This is a genomic window from Paraburkholderia sp. BR13439, assembly GCF_040948805.1.
GTDB classification, from domain to species: Bacteria; Pseudomonadota; Gammaproteobacteria; order Burkholderiales; family Burkholderiaceae; genus Paraburkholderia; species Paraburkholderia youngii.
This window is the reverse complement of the sequence record NZ_JBFPKN010000015.1, coordinates 78,658-95,316: the sequence shown is the minus strand read 5'-3', so window position 1 is coordinate 95,316 and position 16,659 is coordinate 78,658. Positions and strand designations below refer to the sequence as shown.

Here is a 16,659-nt window from a genome sequence, read left to right as displayed (position 1 = left end):
ATGTTCGAACTGACCGGCAGCGTGTTCATCTTGTTGGGCGCCGTCTTTCTGTTCTCCGCCGGCCTCGGGCTGCTGCGCATGCCGGATGCGTATACGCGCATTCAGGCCGGCACCAAGGCGTCGACGCTCGGCAACATGCTCGTGCTGATCGGCCTCGCGTTCTACCACCCGAGCTGGACCTTCCGTCTGATCCTGCTGATCTACTTCGTGCTCGTGACCAACCCGCTGTCCTCGCATGCGTTATCGCGCGCCGCCTGGCTGATCCGCACGCCGATGACCCCGTCCACGATCACCGACGCGCTCGCCGACGAAGAAGCGCGCACCGCCGGGAAGGCCGAATCATGATGCGTCGCGTGCTCGCGCTGCTGACGGTGCTGCTGTTCGCGGTCGTGTTCTGGCGAATTGTCGGCGGCTATACGGAGTTGCAGGGGCTGCGCCCGCTCGCCTGGTACTACGTCGTCAGAGGGCCGCTCGAACTCGGCGCTCCGAACATCGTGACCGGCATCCTGATCACGTTTCGCGGCTTCGACACGCTCGGCGAAGTCGCGGTGCTGTTCATGGTCGCGGCGAGCGTCGGCGTGCTGCTGAAAGAGGAAAGCGCAACGTCCACCGCTGTGGCGGACGAAGCCGCGCTTGCGCGGCGGCCCGCCGGCGAGATCGTACATACCGGCAAACAGGTGCTGCTGCCGATGATCTTCACCTTCGGCGGCTACGTGATCGTCAACGGCCATCTGTCGGCGGGCGGCGGCTTCCAGGGCGGCGCGATCGTCGCATCCGCGGTGATGCTGATGCTGCTCGCGCGGCCCCGCTCGACGCTGAACCTCGCGCTGCTGAGCGTCGTCGAATCGCTCGCGGGCGTGCTCTACGTGTGCATCGGCATTCTGGGCCTCGTGCTCGCGGGCGGTTTTCTCGACGCGCGCTTTCTGCCGCGCGGCGAATTCGGCACGTTCTTCAGCGCCGGCGCGATCCCACTGATTTCCACGCTGCTCGGTGTCAAGGTCGGCGCGGAGCTCAGCGTCATCATCGACCGGTTCAGAAGCTGAACGAAAAGGAGAGCGCATGAGCACGGGCATCCCGGTTTCGAAGATCCTGCTGGTCACGGGGTTCTGCCTTTCCTTGATCGGCCTGTGGGGCATGCTGACCCAGCGCAACATCCTGCGCATCATCATCGGCTTCGCGGTGATCGACACGGGCCTGCACATCGTGATGGTCGCGACCGGCTACGTCACGGGCGGCACCGCGCCGATCATCGATGCGGCGCTCAGCAAATCCGCCGCCGCGCACCGCGCGATCGATCCGATTCCGTCGGCGCTCGTCGTCACCGCGATCGTGATAGGGCTATCGGTCACCGCCATCATGCTGTCGTTCGCAATCCGTCTTTACGCCGCGAAAAAGACGCTCTCCATCGACGCCTTCACCGAGTCGAAATGGTAGCCGCGCTGTTTCATCCGTTGCAGATCTTCATTCTCGGGCTCGGCGGCGGCTTCGTCATTCCGCTGCTGTATCGGCTCGGCAAGCCGTGGCTCACGCTCGGTTTCTTCATCGCGCTGTGCGGGATCGTGCTGGTCTCCGGCGTGTCGTTTTACGGCCTGCTCGACGGCGGCGACACGATCGAGGTGCTGACCGCGGGCGCGCTGCCGCCGGTGTCGATCAATCTGCGCTTCGGCCTGTGGGAAGGCCTTTTCACGTTCAGCGTCAACGTGGTCGCGCTGCTCGGCGCATTGCATCTGTGGGACCGTCTGCGCGGCAACTACGCGGCCTTGCTGCTGTACCTGATTCTGGTGATGGGCATCGACGGCATGGTGATGACCCGCGACCTGTTCAACCTGTTCGTGTTTCTCGAGATCGTGTCGATCGCGACATACGGCCTGTTCGGGCTCGAGCGCACACCCGCCGCGCTCGCCGCCGCGTTCAAGTACATCCTCTCGACCGTGATCGCGTCGACCCTGTTCCTGCTCGGCGCGGTGCTGCTTTACTACGTGAGCGGCACGCTGAACATCGACGAATTGCTGTCGCTGCGCGAGCAGATCGGCGGCCCGATCGGCACGGCCGCGATTCTGCTCGTGTTCGCGAGTCTAGTGATCGAACTGAAGCCGTTTCCGGCCAACGGCTGGGGGCTCGACGTCTACGAGACCGCGCCGAGCGGCGTCGCCGCGATGGTATCGGTCGGCGTATCGGCGGGCGTGTTCTTCGCGCTGCTGAAATTGCTGCCGCTATTCGATGGCCAACTCACGCTGCTCGCCGTGTCGGGCGGCGTGACGTTTCTGTTCTCGAACCTGCTCGCGATCAAGCAGACGAAACCGCAGCGCGTGCTCGGCTATTCGTCGATCGGGCAAATGGCGCTACTGATGCTGTCGCTAGCGTTGCTGCGCCAGGTCGGCGCGGACGCATCGATCCCGCTCGTCGTCGGCGGCCTCTTCATCAACCATCTGTTCGCGAAGGCGGGGCTGTTCTGGCTGACCGGCGCACTGCGGCGGCACGGCGACGACGCACGCGCGATCCTGTCGCGCAGCCCATTGCTGATAGGCCTGCTCGGCCTCTTCCTGGTCGCGATTGCGGGGCTGCCGCCGTTCCCCGGCTTCTGGGCGAAGTGGGAACTCGTGATGCGCCTGACCGCCGCCGGCAAGCCGTACTGGATCGTGCTGATCCTGACCGGCTCGCTGCTCGAAGCGGGTTATATGTTCCACTGGTTCGTGCGCGCGCTGGCGCCGTCCGACGTCGAGGCCAAAGCCCGGCCGAACCTCGCCGCGCTGCTGCCGCTGTTCGGCGTCGCCGTGCTGCTGATCGCGGCGGCCTATATGGCGGCCGTGTTCTCGGGCGTCGCGTCGGCGTGGATCTTCTCGCCGCTCACGGCAGGCGCGCTGTTCTATGCGGCCGATCGTCTGCCGGGGCGCGTGAAAGGCGTGCTCGCGGTGATCGCGATTGGACTGATCGGCAGTCTGCTTTGCGAGGGCGCGGGCCGTATCGCCGGCCTGTTCGCCTGGCTGCTGCTCGCGGGCAGCCTCGTGATCGCCGCGGCAAGTCTCTATCGCGACGATGTGCGCCCCGGCTTCTATCCGATGCTCGTCGTGCTGTCGCTGTCGATTCCGGCGCTGCTGCGCTCATCGACGTCGCTCGAATTCTTCTATAGCTGGGAAATCATCACGCTGTCGTCGTGCTTCCTGATCGCGAAGTGCCGGCGCGCGGGCCCGCATGTGCTGACCTTCCTGCTGTTTTCGTTGCTGGCGGCGTACTTCCTGCTGGCGGGTTTCGCCAACGTCGCGGCGATCGACGACACCATCGCACTATCGGCGCTGATCCATTCGGGGCCGGAAGCGAACCACGCGTTCGTGCTGCTCGCGGCCGGCTTCCTGATCAAGGCGGGTGCGATCGGCGTGCACGTATGGCTGCCGGGCGCCTACACCGAAGCGGAAGACGACGTGACCGCGATGCTGTCGGCGGTGGTCAGCAAGGTCGCGATGTTCGGCCTGCTGATCGGCACCTATCTGACAATACGCTCGGAGGTCGGCCTCGAACTCGCGCACGTGATGACATGGATCGGCATGCTGACGGCGCTGTTCGGCGCGCTGATGGCATTGCGGCAGAACGACTTCAAACGCATGCTCGCGCTGTCGAGCATGAGCCAGACCGGCTATATCGTCACCGCGATCGGCCTGATGAGCCATCTCGGCTGGGTCACCGCGCTGTACCTGGTCGCCAATCACATGTTCGTGAAGGGCATCCTGTTCCTCGCGCTCGCGGGTGTGATCTTGCGCACCGGCACGCGCAACTTCGCCGATGTGGGCGGCCTCGCGCGCGAGATGCCGCTGACGTTCGCAATGGTCGTGATCGCGCTCGTGTCGATGTCGGGCCTGCCGCCGCTGATGGGCTTCGGCGGCAAGTGGCTATTGCTGAGCGCGACGACCGACAAGGGCTGGTACGGGCTCGCCGTGTGCGGACTGCTCGCGACCTGCGCCGGTTTTCTGTACATGCTGCGCCTCTTGAACGGCGTCTTCCTCAAGCCGCGCCCGCCGCAGCGGCCGCAGGTGCGCGAAGCGCCGGTGATGCTGCTGGTGCCCCAGTTCCTGTTCGTGGTCGGTATCGCGATCCTGTCGTTCTTTCCGAAGGTGTTGCTCGAACCGATATCCGCCGCGATCGATCCACAGTTCGCGGCGACACTGGTATGGGGCGGCATGTCGCTCGAAAGCATCTACGGGTTCTGGAATCCGACACCGGTCGTGATCGTCGTGCTGATCGTCACCGCGATCGTATTCGGACTCGGTGCGCTGTACTACCGCAGCCGTCGCGGCAACGCGCGCAACGCCCCGGACTTTTACCACTTCTACCGGCCGATGCTGAGCCGCACGGTGCCGCCGGTCGCGCAGATTTTCTGGCGCGGCCTATCGCACTTCGCGCTCGCGGCGGCGGCACGGATACGACGCGTCTATACCGGCGACGGGCAGACCTACGCGCTCTACGTGCTGCTGTATTTTCTCGTGATCTATTTCGCGAGCACGGGATTGAGTTCAGCGGGGACACCATAACGGTGCGGGTGGTCCTGGCGCGGCGGCACGGAGCCGCCGCCGCGCATCAGGTGCCGCGCGATCTAGTCGTGCACCGCGTCGGCAAACTCGACGATCAGCGAACGAAATATTCTTCCGCCACCCAGCCGTCCTTGGTCAAGCGCACACCCTCGCGCAGTTGCATGGTGCCGGCGCCTTCGATCACGCGCGCCACCATCGGGAATACTCGCTGGAACTCGGAAGTCCTGGCAAAAGGCGCCGGGTCGATCTTATAGGTGTAGAGCACCGAGGTCCTGGTCTCGCCGTCGCGGGTCAGCGGCGGCTCCCGGCCCACCACCTTGTCCAGGCTCAGCGTGGCCACGCACAAGTCGGCGTCGTGCGTGACGCGCCTCGTAGCCGTTGCAACCACGACGGGCTTGTGCAGGAAGAACTTCTTCCCTTCATCGGTCAGTTCGTACTTGCGCCCCGGCGCCGACACCTTGGCGCCATCATTGTCCGTGCGCTCGACGGTCATGTCGGTGCCTTTGACCACACCGAGTTTTTCCAGCACAGGCAATTGGACGGCGTCGCGTGAGTTCGAAGTCTTATCCTGGTCGGCCACGTAAATCGGCCAGTCGTATTTCGCGAGGCACAGGTTGCCGCGCTCACCCAGGTAGCTGCTGATGGTCTTGGTGAAGTTCTCCATGCTGGGTTCGCTGAGGTTCTGTTTGCTTTGGCAAGCGCCGAGCAGCATCAACGTGAACAGGGAAACCGCAATACCCGCGCTACGCGCTGTAGTTGAAATTCGCTTCATCGTCAAAAACAATTGGTCCAAGGTTGAGGAATCAGTTTACGCAAGTGCCGCTGGTCGGCTGCGTTGCGGGCGGTTTGTAGCCGTCGCTCAGGATGTTCAGGAAGCAGATCAGGTCCTGCATATCGTGCTCGGTCATGATGGGCGTGCTGCCCTGCGCCCGCGGCTGTGTGCCACTGCCCAAGGTATTGCTGCCGCCGTCGCCGGTGCCCATCGGGATTTCCTCGTCGACATTGCCCTGGAAGGCCGCCGGCAGGTCGTTGAACTTTTGCACCGTGGCGCCCGACGCGTACTGCGGGAACAGCGCATAGCTCGGATTTGTGATGGGCGCGCCGGTGCCCCCGGTGGCTGGGTACCAGTATTCCGGGTTGGTGTCTCGCGTGTTGTAGAAATGCACGACCTGGACCAGCGAATGCAGGACCCCGTTATGGAAGAACGCGCCGCGGGTCGCCACGTTGCGCAGTGTGGGTACCTTGAACATGCCGCAGTAGGGATCGGGCGTCGCAATACCTGCCGTGCCCGGCTGATGGTCGGTCCTTAGCGGCCCGCACAGGCCCATGTCGTAGTAGGTCGGATCCTGGTTGGCCGGGATCGGCGACGGATTGTTCGGGATCGAAGTATCGTTGCGCGGCAGACCAATCGCCTGATAGGTAAAGTCCGTCATCAGGCCCTGGTTGCCGTCGAAGTTGGCTCCGGCATAGTGGCAGGCCGAGCAGTTGCCGATGGTGCCGCTGTTGAAGATCAACAGGCCGCGGGTTTCGGCCGCCGTCAAAGTTCCACCGATCTTGTTATGCACGTAGAGATCGTACTTGCTCGTGTACGGGTGGAAGCTGATGTCTTCATGTTCATAGGCCTCGATCGCTTTGCCGACATCGGCGAAGGCGGAGTCGGGGTTGCTGAACACATCGGCGCCGAAGGCCTGCTTGAACAGGTCCACGTAAGAGGCGTTCTGCACCGCCTGTACCACGGCCGTTTTCGAGGAGTTCATCTCGACCGGATTGAGGAGCGGCATTGCGACCTGGTCGGCCAGCGTTGCGGCGCGGCCATCCCACATGAAGCCGCCTCCGGGTGCGTTGGAGGTGACGTTATCCGGATTCGCCGCTACGTCGTTATAAGGCGGTGTCGCGTCCTTGTAGCGCAACGAGGGCACGGCGCGTGCGCCAGATTGCGTCGGATCGGAGCCCAGTTGCACGGACAGGCTGTTCGGCGGCCCATAGGCATAGGCAGGGTCATGGCAAGTCGCGCACGCCATGTTCTTGTTGCCGGACAGGTTCGAGTCGAAGAACAGTTTCTGACCGGCCTGAGCGGCAAGGCTCAATGTGCTCGCATCGGAAGAACTCGTGCTCCCCGTAGTCGCCCCTGACGTTGTATTCGGTGCTGAAGCGTCGCCGCTGCCGTTTCCGCAGGCGGCCAGGCTCAGCGTGATGGCCCCGCACGCGACCGCGCGAAAGACTGTCTTACGCATCGTATTGTTCTCTTGAACTTATAACGGACAGGGGAGCGGACGAAACCGCTCCCCTGTGCCGCGTTATCTACCGCCTGATCGGGTAGTTTTAAGCATCACCACACGCTTACTTCAGCGACCAGATGTTTTTCTGCGTTGCGTCCGGTCCCGTCTGCGTCGTCAGCGCGGTCGTGCTGATCAGGTTGCCGCTGTTGTCCTTGACGCCCGTAATGTCCGCCGGATTCAGCTTCTGCACGTGGCCAGCCGGGATCACGTAGGCGTGGTTGATCGGACGAACGGAGTCGAAGTGCGTATCGGCGCTGCCCGTGAACTCGGGAAGGTTCGCGATGTTCTGCAGAATGAACGCTTCCGTGTACTTCGCGCGGTTCACATACGAGGCATCGACCGCCGGATCGGCGACCTGGAACATGTCCTGCAGCGTGCGCACCAGCGAGAAGTGGCTGTACGCGTCGCTGTCGACGATGCCCTTGGCCGCCGTACCGACGTCTTGCTGGTTGGTGATAACGCCGAAGATCGAGTTGCCGTGGCCGATGTTGCCGCTTGCGTAGCCGCTCGGCGCCGTCGGCTTGGTCACAGCGCCGTTGCTGATCACCAGCGGTGCTGCACCGGAGGTCTTGCCACCTGCGTTCCAGCCACAGCAGGACGTGGACGAACCTTCACCTTCGTCGAACATCACGACGATCGCAACGCGCTTCTGCGGGTTCTTCCAGAGCGCCGAGTTCTTTATCGCGGTGACGACATTGTTCAGATAGATGTCGGCCCGCGTGATGCTGGCGTTCTGACCGTTGTTGCTGTTCGCGCCGCCGTTACAGGTCTCCGTGTCCGTACCGACACCGTGCATGTCGTCGCACTGGTCGGGCACGATGAAGTTGATGTTGCCGACGTCACCCTTGGCCAGGTCGAGGCTGAACTGGTCGTAGATCCACTTCGACGTGTCGTAGGTGCCACCGTTGGCGCTCGAGTACGGAGACGTGCTTTTCCAGTCGGCTTCGTTGTACTGCGTGCCGAAGATCGTGCGGTTGTCGGCGTAGAACTCCGGCAGGCTGCGCGCGTCCTGGAAAGCGATCGACGGACCGTGTTTGACCTTGTACAGACCGCCCGGCATCGGGTAGGCCTGGCTATCCTGGATAACCGTGCCGTCGATGGCGGTGCCGCTGTACGCCTTCGAGACGCTTTGCGCAACGCTGTCGGCGCGCACGTCCTGACCAGGGTTCATGGATTCGCTGTAGGTACGCGCGGTCAAACCGGCCTTCGACAGCAACGTGAACAGGTTGTCGCCGGGCACGTTGTGAACCGTACCGGAGGTCGGGTTGACGCTACAGGCAGCGCCGCTGGTCGTGCTGAAACCGGCGAGGTGGGCGCTGTCCTGCGGTGGAAGCACGCCGGTAGCCGGAAGCAGTTGACCGTCGGAAGAAGTGCCGCCGTTAAAGGCAACGTCCTTGATGGCATAGGCACCAGTGGCACCGCAGCCCCACCAGTTGTCGTCGGTAATGCCGTAGTCGTCGGCGCCGCCCATAGCCGTGTAGTTCGGCTCCGACGGATTACCGGTCGAGTAGTAGGTCGTCAGCTGGTTGTACGTGCTGAGCAGCTTGTTGATCGCCGGAGCCCGCGAGTTGTTGAGAATCGCGTCCGTCGACTTGTTCTCTTCGACGATGATGAAGACATTGTCGTAGGCCGGGATGCCCTCGATGTTGAAAGCGGCCTGCTGTGCCTGCGCGAACGTGATCCGCTGTTGGCTCTCGAGCGGCGTGACGATGTTCGCCGCGGTGGCGCTCGTCCCAACCAGACGGGGATCGCCGCCCTTGACAGCGAGGTTGTCCGGGTACATATCGCCACGATCGAGCTTCGTGGTGGCGTAGGTGTAGCGGTTGGTCAGTGCGTTGTCTTCGAACAGCACGGCGTACTGCTCGGCGCCGGACAGCGTGTTGACGTCGGCCAGGGCGTCGGTGCCGGAAACCGTCACCGCGGCGTTGTTGAACGACGGACCTGACAGACGGGTCGACAGATTAGCCTTCTCGGTCGCGTACTTGGTGCCGTTGGCTTCGACGAGGCGCTGCACTTCGCTCGACATTGGGCTGATCACGACTTTGCCGGCGCCCTGGTCGGCGATCTGGTCGGCCGAAGCGCGCAAGATCAGGTGGCTCGCCACCTTCGCGCCCGATGCCGTGTTGGTGGCCGAGGTCGTGATGTCGGCGACGAGCGGACCAGAGGCGGTCGTGGTCAACGAGAAATGGCCGTTGGCGTCGGTTTTCGCCGAGGCTTCGCCGTTGTCGAGCACACCGTTGCCATTGGCATCGACGAACACGGTGGCACCGGCGTAGTAGCCGGCCTTCAGGTTCGGGTTACCGGTCGCGCTGCCCGGGACGAAAGCAGCTGCGGCGACCACGCCCGAGTAGGTCGTGGCAGAGGGGCTGTCCGAATTTCCGCCGCAAGCTGCGAGCACGCAGGCAGCGGCAACGGAAGTTAGACAAAGCGCTGGACGCATTTTGTGATGCGATGACATTTGGAGGACCCTGTGTGAATTGTTTCGGCAACCGCTTCTTTTATCGGGGGCAAGACTCAGTAAAACGAGCGAATAATATGTAGGGTTTGTGTAAAAAGTATGTCTGCTCACGATAAGGATTAGCGTGGCAACCTGACTTGGTTCAGTTCACATCTTTTTTGAAAAGACGCAATGCACGGGGAAGCAGCACAAAGTACTCCCGATTCGCCTCGCGTGAGGCGAACCAATGCATACAGGTTTGAAAAAACGATGCCCTTTCAGGAAAGACGCCCTCGCAGGAAGAGGGACGACAGGCGCGATAAGAGTAACGAAAAGAAATATTTCGTTTTCTTACTATCGATGAATTAAGTTATCGACGAGTACAAATAAACAAATACCAGGACCAATAACGACGCCGGCTATTTAAGTGATGACTCACTTGCTCGTCGAATCGACCGTCATTTGCGAACCGCTATTTCGCGCGGGACGCTGCACGACACGAACGAGCCCGCTGCTGCCGCCGCCGCAGAAGAACAGATCCGCGCCGTTCGATTCGAGTCCGGAGATACCCGCGCCGGCAGGCATCTCGACGCTCTCGAGCACCTCGCCCGTGCGCGGATCGATATGCCGCAGATCGCTCTCGTCTCCTTCCCACGTGCCATGCCATAGCTCGCCGTCGACCCACGTAATGCCGGTCACGAAGCGATTCGATTCGATCGTGCGCAACACCGCGCCAGTGTCCGGATCGATCTGATAGATTTTCCGTTCGGGATACTGACCGACCCACAGCGAACCTTCGGCCCAAGTCAGCCCGGAGTGGCCGCCGTCGCCGGGCGCCGCGATCGTCGACAGCACACGGCCGCTCTGCGGATCGATCTTCTGGATGCGGCCATTCGCGATCTGGAACAGGTGCTCGCCGTCGAAGGCCGTGCCCGCGTCGGCGGGAACCGCGATCGAACGCAGCGTCTCGCCGCTAGCCGGATCGAACGCGTCGAGTCGTTCGCCGGTCGCGATCCACACCTGCCGGCCGTCGTAAGTGACTCCATGCACTTTATCGACGCCCGTAAAGGGCCCATATTCGCGGACGATTCTGGCGGCAGAGTGGTTCATGATGACCATCCTAATCACGAAGGGAACGGGGAAGGGAGTAACAGAGCCGTCGCGAATCCGGCGAGCGGCGGCGTCATCCAGCGGCGCGCGCGCCCCTCGCCCACCGGCTGCACCTTGCCGGCCTCGGCGAGCGAGTCGAGCGAGCGCTGCACGGTGCGCTGACTCGCGCCGAGCACGAGGGCAAGCGCGGAACTCGACCACGATTCGCCATCCGACAGAAACGCGAGCAGCGCCGCATGCTCGCCTTCGACTGGCGGCGCCAGCACGACGACCTCGCGCGCTTGCCGCGGGGCGAGCGCGAAGCCGCGCGTCGTCGCGCTGACGCTCGCGAGCGTGCCGAGCGCCGCGCGCAGCCGGCCGATCTCGACGCGCAGCCGCGCGCGATGCGATTCGTCGGCGCGTTTGGCGCGGAACGCGCGTGCGACGAGCGCGTCGCGCGGCACGTCGTCGGGCCATGCCTCGCCGAGCATGCGGGCAAGCGCGAACAACACTGGTCGGCTCGCCAGTGCAATCGCCGCGTTGGCGTCGCGGATCGCGTAGCGGCAAGCATCGACGATGAGCGGACCGCCTGCCTGGGTCGAGGTCAGCAGCTTCTCGATTTCATCGAGCAGGATCGGTTCTTCTTCGCCACGCGCGATCATGCGCGCCGCCGGCTCGCTCAGTGCGGCCGAAGCGCTTTCGACTTCCGCGATCAACGCCGGGATGCCGGCCTCGCGTGCCGCGCGTGCGGCCCGCGCCAGCGCGGCACGGGCGGCGCCGCTGCGCAAACGCCGCAGCGCGACCCCCGCGACCACCAGCTCATGCGCGGCACGCAACGCGGGCGGAAACGGCCGGGGATCGAGCGCGGCAAGCTTGCGCTCCGCTTCGTCGAGACGGCCGATCAGCAGCAGACGCCGCGCCGCCAGATACCGCGCATGCGCGGCATTGACGCGGTCGCCGTGCGCGTCGAGCGTGGCGGTCGCGGCATCGAGTGTTCTGGCGGGCCATGCGAGATCGCGCGACGCGAACGCGATCTCCGCTTCGGCGACCACGCAGCGCGCACGCGCGACCGCATGCTGCGCGCCGAACGCGCGCGCGGCGCCGCGCACCAGCGCCCTTGCGCGCACGAAATCGCCGAGCTGAGCCATCGCAATGCCGCGCAGCGCGAGCGCCGGCGCGTCGTCGCGCAACGCGACGCGGTCGAGCGCGCCGAGCGGATCGCCGGCCGCGAGCGCGCGCGCCGCCGCCGCAATCAGCGCGTCCACGGCGTGCGAGTCCGCGCGTAGCACGTCAATGCATCAAGCGAATCCCGCCACACTTGTCACTCCCACCCGATCGATGCCCGGTCCTAATCTAGCACGACCATCAACCGTCACCGACGCCTTCGGGCAAGAGCTCGCGCGGCGCGGCACGACCCACGGAGGAACCCACGATGACCACGCATCCGGTCGGAACACGCGAACAGTGGCTCGACGCGCGACGCGCGCTGCTCGACGCGGAAAAAGCCCACACGCGACACGGCGACGAGCTCGCGCGGCAACGCCAGGCGCTGCCGTGGGTGAAGGTCGATAAGGCCTACCGCTTCGATACCGACGAAGGCAGCGCGTCGCTCGCCGAGCTGTTCAGCGGACGTTCGCAGCTGCTCGTCTACCACTTCATGTTCGGACCCGACTATAAGGCGGGCTGCCCGTCGTGCTCGTCGATCGCGGACGGCTTCGGCGGCTTCGCCGTGCATCTCGCGCATCACGACGTGATGCTGATGGCGGTGTCGCGCGCGCCGCTCGAGAAGTTGCAGGCCTATAAGCGGCGCATGGGCTGGACGTTTCCATGGGCGTCGTCGGCAAGCGGCGATTTCAATTTCGACTTCAATGTCTCGTTCACCGAAGCACAGCAGCGCGCCGGCGACATCGAATACAACTACGCACGCAACAGTCACGCGATGGACGTGAGTCCCACGCCCGAACCCGTCGCGCAATTCGCGGCGACCTGCGGCACCGACGCGGCCACCTATTCGCGCGACCGGCCCGGCATGAGCGCGTTCGTGCTCGAAGACGGCGTCGTCTATCACACGTATTCGACCTACGCGCGCGGCGTCGATGCGCTGTGGGGCATGTACCAGTGGCTCGATCGCGCGCCGAAGGGACGCAACGAGACAGGCATCTGGTGGCGCCGTCACGACGAGTACGAGCGGTGATGGGCCCGCTCGTGCGCGCTGCCTGCATGAGCGGGCAGCACTTCTCCGCATGGCGCGCGATGCGCTCATCGCAGCGCGTGTTCGTCGGCGTCTGCGCGTTGGTGTTCATCGCGAGCGTCGCGGCGACACTGGCGCACAACGCGTCGATGTCGGCGATGGGCGCGCTGCCGATGCCCGGCGGCTGGTCAATGTCGACGCTGTGGATGCCGACTTGCGGGCGCACGTGGGCCCGCACCGCGGCGTCGTTCATCGGCATGTGGATCGTGATGATGGCGGCGATGATGCTGCCGTCGTTGATGCCGATGCTGCTGCGCTATCGCGACGCGGTCGGCGCGCGGGTGAGCGCGGGGCGACTGGCGCTGCTGACGGTGCTGGTGAGCAGCGCGTATGCCGTCGTATGGACTGCGCTCGGCGCGGCCGTGTTTGCGCTCGGTGCGTCGCTCGCGACGCTCGAGTTGCGGTGGCTAGCTCTCGCTCGTTCGGTGCCGTTGGCGGCCGGCGTGGTCGTCCTGCTCGCTGGCGCATTGCAGTTCAGCACGTGGAAAACGCGCCGCCTCGCCTGCTGTCGCGCGACACCGAGCCTCGCCGCCGACGCGGCAAGCGCGTGGCGCTACGGGCTGCGCATCGGGGTGGATTGTGCCGGTTGCTGCGCGGGGTTGACGGCGATCCTGCTGGTCGCCGGCATGACTGATTTGCGCTTGATGGCTGCCATGACGGCCGCCATCACCGCCGAGCGAGTGGCGCCGGACGGCGCAGGCGTCGCACGGGCGATCGGCGCCATAGCCATCGGAGTCGCTGGCTGGCTGCTTGTCCAAGCCGTGTCAGCCGGCTGATACACGCGCCCGATCCACCGTCGATCGCTTCGCAAATCGAGGCTCGACAGCCTTGCCGCCCCAATATTGTTTTAGTTATGGAAACAGTGAGTTCAGGAATTAGGTATTTACCCTAGTTCCGACTCCTCCTAGACTGTCATCACTGCTGCAAACAAACGGTTTCGCAGCCTAACAAGACAAAACCTGGAGGTAGTAAAAAATGAAATCGCTCGTTCAAGCTGTCGTTATCGCCGCTACCCTCGCTGCTCCGGTTGCTGTTTTCGCTCAATCGAACCAGCCGCTGACCCGCGCGCAAGTTCGTGAAGAGCTGGTTCAGATCGAAAAGGCCGGCTACAACCCTGCGCGTTCGAACCCGAACGAATATCCGTCGAACATTCAGGCTGCCGAAGCCCGCGTCGCGGCGCAAAACAGCGCGGTCGGCGGCGTGACCAGCGGTTCGTCGCAACAGGGCCGCGCAGCGCAGTAAGCCGCGTTCCCGGTTGGAAGGTTGCCGTTGATGTAGCTGTACCTGCCGGAGCGCTTTGCCATAGCGCTCTTGCAGCTTCCCCTGCTGGCCCGCCATCGCGATTGAATGCGATGGCGGGCCAGTTCCGTTTTGGGAAGCCCTGCTAGGGTCGCGTCAGACCGCGCCCGGGTTGATATACGCGGTCTTCACCGACGTATAGAACTCGCGGGCGTACGCGCCCTGCTCGCGCGGACCATAGCTCGATCCCTTCCTGCCGCCGAACGGCACGTGATAATCGACCCCCGCGGTCGCGGTGTTGACCATCACCATGCCCGCCTGCACATGGCGGCGGAAATGACTCGCGTACTTCAGCGACGTCGTGCAGATGCCGGCCGACAGACCGAACTCGGTGTCGTTAGCGACCGCGAGCGCTTCCTGGTAGTCCTTGACCTTGATCACCGACGCGACCGGCCCGAACACCTCTTCGCGGTTGATGCGCATCGCCGAGGTCGTCTCCGTGACCAGCGCCGGCGCGAGGAAGTTGCCCGGCGTCACGCCTTGGACGCGCTCGCCGCCGAACACCGTGCCACCCTCTTCGCGCGCGATCGCCAGATAGCGCTCGTCCTGCTGCAGTTGCTTGTCGTCGACGACTGGGCCGATCTGCGTGCCGTCCGCGAGCGCATCGCCGACCTTCAGCGCGCGCATGCGCGCCTTCATGCCGTCGATGAAGCGGTCGTAGATCCCCGCGGTGACGATCAGCCGGCTCGATGCCGTGCAACGCTGGCCCGTCGAGTAGAACGCGCCGTTGATGCAGGCTTCGACCGCGACATCGAGATCGGCGTCGTCGAGCACGACCATCGGATTCTTGCCGCCCATTTCGAGTTGGAATTTCTTGCCCGACTCGAAGCACTTCGCGCCGATCGCGCGGCCCGTCGAGACGGAACCGGTAAAGCTGATCGCATCCACGTGCGGCGACGACACCAGCGCCTCGCCGACCACCGAGCCGCGGCCCATCACGAGGTTGATCACGCCCGCCGGCGCGCCAGCCTCGGCGATGATCTTGACCAGCTCCCACGTGCTGCCCGGCACCAGATCGGCCGGCTTGATGACGACCGTATTGCCGTACGCGAGCGCCGGCGCGATCTTCCACGCCGGAATCGCGATCGGAAAGTTCCATGGCGTAATCAGGCCGACCACGCCAACCGGTTCGCGCGTCATTTCGACCGTCATGCCCGGCCGCACCGACGGCACGATTTCGCCGCCGACGCGCAGCGCTTCGCCCGCGAAAAACTTGAAGATCTGGCCGGCTCGGCCCACTTCTCCGATCGCCTCGGGCAGCGTCTTGCCCTCTTCACGCGCGAGCAGCTTGCCGAGCTCTGCCTTGCGCGCGAGGATCGCGCTGCCCGCTTGGTCGAGCACGTCGAAGCGCTGCTGCGGCGTGGACAGCGACCACGTCGCGAAAGCCTTGCGCGCGGCGCTGATCGCGCGGTGCGTCTGTTCGGCGTCGGCTTGCGCGAATTCGCCGATCACGTCGTCGAGATTCGACGGATTGACGTTGCGCGATACGCTCGCGCCGTCGACCCACTGTCCGTCGATGTAGTTTGCAAATTGACTCATGTCCTGATTCTCCTTTCGAAAATTGCAGCGACAATCCAGTTATTGAGCAACCAGCAGGCCACGAGCCGCGAGGTTGCGATAAAGCGCGCGCACGCCGAACGTCCACGGTTCGATTTCGGTGGACAGGCGCACCGTGTTGGTCAGCGCGCCGAGCTGCGGCGTCGAAATCGTCACGCGGTCGCCGAGGTGATGCGTGAACCCGGCGCCGGGCGCGTCGCGGTCCTTGATCGGCGAGAACATCGTGCCGAGGAACAGCATAAAGCCGTCCGGATACTGATGGTGACGGCCGCAGGTCTGCGCGACGAGGTCGGCCGGGTCGCGGCTGATCTCGCTCATATGGCTCACGCCGTCGAGCACGAACTCGTCGTCGGTGCCTTCGACGCGCAGCGACACGCTCGCGCTGCGCACCGAGTCGAGCGAGAAGGTGTCGTCGAACAGCCGCACGAACGGGCCGATCGCGCACGAGCCGTTGTTGTCCTTGCACTTGCCGAGCAACAGCGCCGAGCGCCCTTCGATGTCGCGCAGGTTCACGTCGTTACCCAGCGTCGCGCCGACGATGTTGCCGCGGCTATTCACCGCGAGCACGATCTCCGGCTCCGGGTTGTTCCAAACCGACGCGGCGAGCAGACCGACGTCCGCGCCGAAGCCGACCGCCGACATCGGCTGCGATTTCGAAAATACTTCGGCGTCCGGACCGATGCCGACTTCCATGTATTGCGACCACGCAGCGCGACGCTCGAGCTCGGCCTTCAGCTTCATCGCGGCCTCCGAGCCCGGCTTGATCTTCGACAGATCGGTGCCGATCGTCGATGCGATCGTCTCGCGCACTTCCTTCGCCTTCGCCGGATCGCCGCCGGCCTGCTCCTCGATCACGCGCTCGATCAGGCTCACCGCGAACGTGACGCCGCAGGCCTTGATCGCCTGCACGTCGCACGGCGCGAGCAGGCGCACGGCGGGGGTGCTCGCGCCCGGCAGGTTTGCGCCGATCAGTTGCGCGACCGGCCCGAGCGGCGCGCCCGGCGCGCTGCGCGCAAATTGCGCGGCATCGTCGCGTTCGAATAGATCGGCGGTGGTCGGCACGCTCGCGGTGATATCGAACACCTCGCCGCCGCGCACGACGACCACGCACGGTCCTTCATGCTGCTCGGTCTTGCGCCACACGCGGCCGATCAGCAGCGCGTCGTTCAGATCGCCGGGAAGAAAGCTGGAGGAGGAAGTTGCGGACATGGGATGGGCTCTTTC

14 protein-coding genes are annotated in these 16,659 nt (G+C 64.5%); 7 read left to right on the top strand and 7 right to left on the bottom strand.

The annotated features are described in order from the left end of the window. From mnhG to AB3X96_RS26935, 4 genes are read left to right on the top strand one after another with little or no spacing between them, the layout of a single operon-like run. Positions 1–345 (top strand): monovalent cation/H(+) antiporter subunit G, encoded by a 345-nt coding sequence (gene mnhG / locus AB3X96_RS26950; RefSeq protein WP_368592119.1) that lies wholly within the window; start codon positions 1–3, stop codon positions 343–345. Then, on the top strand, positions 342–1,043 hold the full coding sequence (locus tag AB3X96_RS26945; RefSeq protein ID WP_368592118.1) for a Na(+)/H(+) antiporter subunit B: 702 nt from the start codon (positions 342–344) through the stop codon (positions 1,041–1,043). The genes mnhG and AB3X96_RS26945 overlap by 4 nt, the downstream gene beginning before the upstream one ends. A gap of 16 nt (positions 1,044–1,059) precedes the next feature. Then, entirely contained in the window at positions 1,060–1,434 is a 375-nt protein-coding gene (locus tag AB3X96_RS26940; protein ID WP_368592117.1) for a sodium:proton antiporter, read from the top strand. Further along, the gene (locus tag AB3X96_RS26935; protein ID WP_368592116.1) at positions 1,428–4,523 is read left to right on the top strand and encodes a complex I subunit 5 family protein; all 3,096 of its coding nucleotides are present in this window, start codon (positions 1,428–1,430) and stop codon (positions 4,521–4,523) included. The genes AB3X96_RS26940 and AB3X96_RS26935 overlap by 7 nt, the downstream gene beginning before the upstream one ends. A 94-nt stretch (positions 4,524–4,617) precedes the next feature. Here the strand turns inward: AB3X96_RS26935 and AB3X96_RS26930 are convergent, their stop codons facing one another. From AB3X96_RS26930 to AB3X96_RS26910, 5 genes are all read right to left on the bottom strand, one after another. Beyond that, on the bottom strand, positions 4,618–5,235 hold the full coding sequence (locus AB3X96_RS26930) for a hypothetical protein (protein WP_368592244.1): 618 nt from the start codon (positions 5,233–5,235) through the stop codon (positions 4,618–4,620). 91 nt (positions 5,236–5,326) lie between these two features. Further along, complete coding sequence (locus tag AB3X96_RS26925) at positions 5,327–6,757, bottom strand: cytochrome-c peroxidase (RefSeq protein ID WP_368592115.1); 1,431 nt, start codon at positions 6,755–6,757, stop codon at positions 5,327–5,329. 106 nt (positions 6,758–6,863) lie between these two features. Then, positions 6,864–9,260, bottom strand: a complete 2,397-nt coding sequence (locus AB3X96_RS26920; protein WP_368592114.1) for an alkaline phosphatase family protein — start codon at positions 9,258–9,260, stop codon at positions 6,864–6,866. Between the two features lie 414 nt (positions 9,261–9,674). Then, positions 9,675–10,349 carry a glutamine cyclotransferase gene (locus AB3X96_RS26915; RefSeq protein ID WP_368592113.1) on the bottom strand — a complete coding sequence of 225 codons (675 nt, stop codon included), beginning with the start codon at positions 10,347–10,349 and terminating at the stop codon, positions 9,675–9,677. Positions 10,350–10,363: 14 nt separating this feature from the next. After that, positions 10,364–11,593 carry a helix-turn-helix domain-containing protein gene (locus tag AB3X96_RS26910; RefSeq protein WP_368592112.1) on the bottom strand — a complete coding sequence of 410 codons (1,230 nt, stop codon included), beginning with the start codon at positions 11,591–11,593 and terminating at the stop codon, positions 10,364–10,366. 167 nt (positions 11,594–11,760) lie between these two features. Here AB3X96_RS26910 and AB3X96_RS26905 point away from each other — a divergent pair, with 167 nt between their 5' ends. From AB3X96_RS26905 to AB3X96_RS26895, 3 genes are all read left to right on the top strand, one after another. Further along, positions 11,761–12,522 (top strand): DUF899 domain-containing protein, encoded by a 762-nt coding sequence (locus tag AB3X96_RS26905; protein WP_176378561.1) that lies wholly within the window; start codon positions 11,761–11,763, stop codon positions 12,520–12,522. Continuing rightward, positions 12,522–13,355 (top strand): DUF2182 domain-containing protein, encoded by an 834-nt coding sequence (locus AB3X96_RS26900; protein ID WP_368592111.1) that lies wholly within the window; start codon positions 12,522–12,524, stop codon positions 13,353–13,355. Before AB3X96_RS26905 ends, AB3X96_RS26900 begins: the two co-directional genes overlap by 1 nt. 199 nt (positions 13,356–13,554) lie before the next feature. Next, positions 13,555–13,821 (top strand): DUF4148 domain-containing protein, encoded by a 267-nt coding sequence (locus AB3X96_RS26895; protein WP_176111596.1) that lies wholly within the window; start codon positions 13,555–13,557, stop codon positions 13,819–13,821. A 153-nt stretch (positions 13,822–13,974) separates the two neighbouring features. Here AB3X96_RS26895 and AB3X96_RS26890 read toward each other — a convergent pair whose 3' ends face one another. Beyond that, positions 13,975–15,417, bottom strand: a complete 1,443-nt coding sequence (locus AB3X96_RS26890; protein ID WP_368592110.1) for an aldehyde dehydrogenase family protein — start codon at positions 15,415–15,417, stop codon at positions 13,975–13,977. A gap of 39 nt (positions 15,418–15,456) precedes the next feature. Further along, on the bottom strand, positions 15,457–16,644 hold the full coding sequence (locus AB3X96_RS26885; protein ID WP_368592109.1) for a fumarylacetoacetate hydrolase family protein: 1,188 nt from the start codon (positions 16,642–16,644) through the stop codon (positions 15,457–15,459). Positions 16,645–16,659 lie beyond the last annotated feature (15 nt).

Coding starts and splice junctions, on each gene's coding strand:
- mnhG (WP_368592119.1), top strand. CDS start 1: ATGTTCGAACTGACCGGCAGCGTGTTCATCTTGTTGGGCGCCGTCTTT.
- AB3X96_RS26945 (WP_368592118.1), top strand. CDS start 342: ATGATGCGTCGCGTGCTCGCGCTGCTGACGGTGCTGCTGTTCGCGGTC.
- AB3X96_RS26940 (WP_368592117.1), top strand. CDS start 1,060: ATGAGCACGGGCATCCCGGTTTCGAAGATCCTGCTGGTCACGGGGTTC.
- AB3X96_RS26935 (WP_368592116.1), top strand. CDS start 1,428: ATGGTAGCCGCGCTGTTTCATCCGTTGCAGATCTTCATTCTCGGGCTC.
- AB3X96_RS26930 (WP_368592244.1), bottom strand. CDS start 5,235: ATGCTGCTCGGCGCTTGCCAAAGCAAACAGAACCTCAGCGAACCCAGC.
- AB3X96_RS26925 (WP_368592115.1), bottom strand. CDS start 6,757: ATGCGTAAGACAGTCTTTCGCGCGGTCGCGTGCGGGGCCATCACGCTG.
- AB3X96_RS26920 (WP_368592114.1), bottom strand. CDS start 9,260: ATGTCATCGCATCACAAAATGCGTCCAGCGCTTTGTCTAACTTCCGTT.
- AB3X96_RS26915 (WP_368592113.1), bottom strand. CDS start 10,349: ATGAACCACTCTGCCGCCAGAATCGTCCGCGAATATGGGCCCTTTACG.
- AB3X96_RS26905 (WP_176378561.1), top strand. CDS start 11,761: ATGACCACGCATCCGGTCGGAACACGCGAACAGTGGCTCGACGCGCGA.
- AB3X96_RS26900 (WP_368592111.1), top strand. CDS start 12,522: ATGGGCCCGCTCGTGCGCGCTGCCTGCATGAGCGGGCAGCACTTCTCC.
- AB3X96_RS26895 (WP_176111596.1), top strand. CDS start 13,555: ATGAAATCGCTCGTTCAAGCTGTCGTTATCGCCGCTACCCTCGCTGCT.
- AB3X96_RS26890 (WP_368592110.1), bottom strand. CDS start 15,417: ATGAGTCAATTTGCAAACTACATCGACGGACAGTGGGTCGACGGCGCG.
- AB3X96_RS26885 (WP_368592109.1), bottom strand. CDS start 16,644: ATGTCCGCAACTTCCTCCTCCAGCTTTCTTCCCGGCGATCTGAACGAC.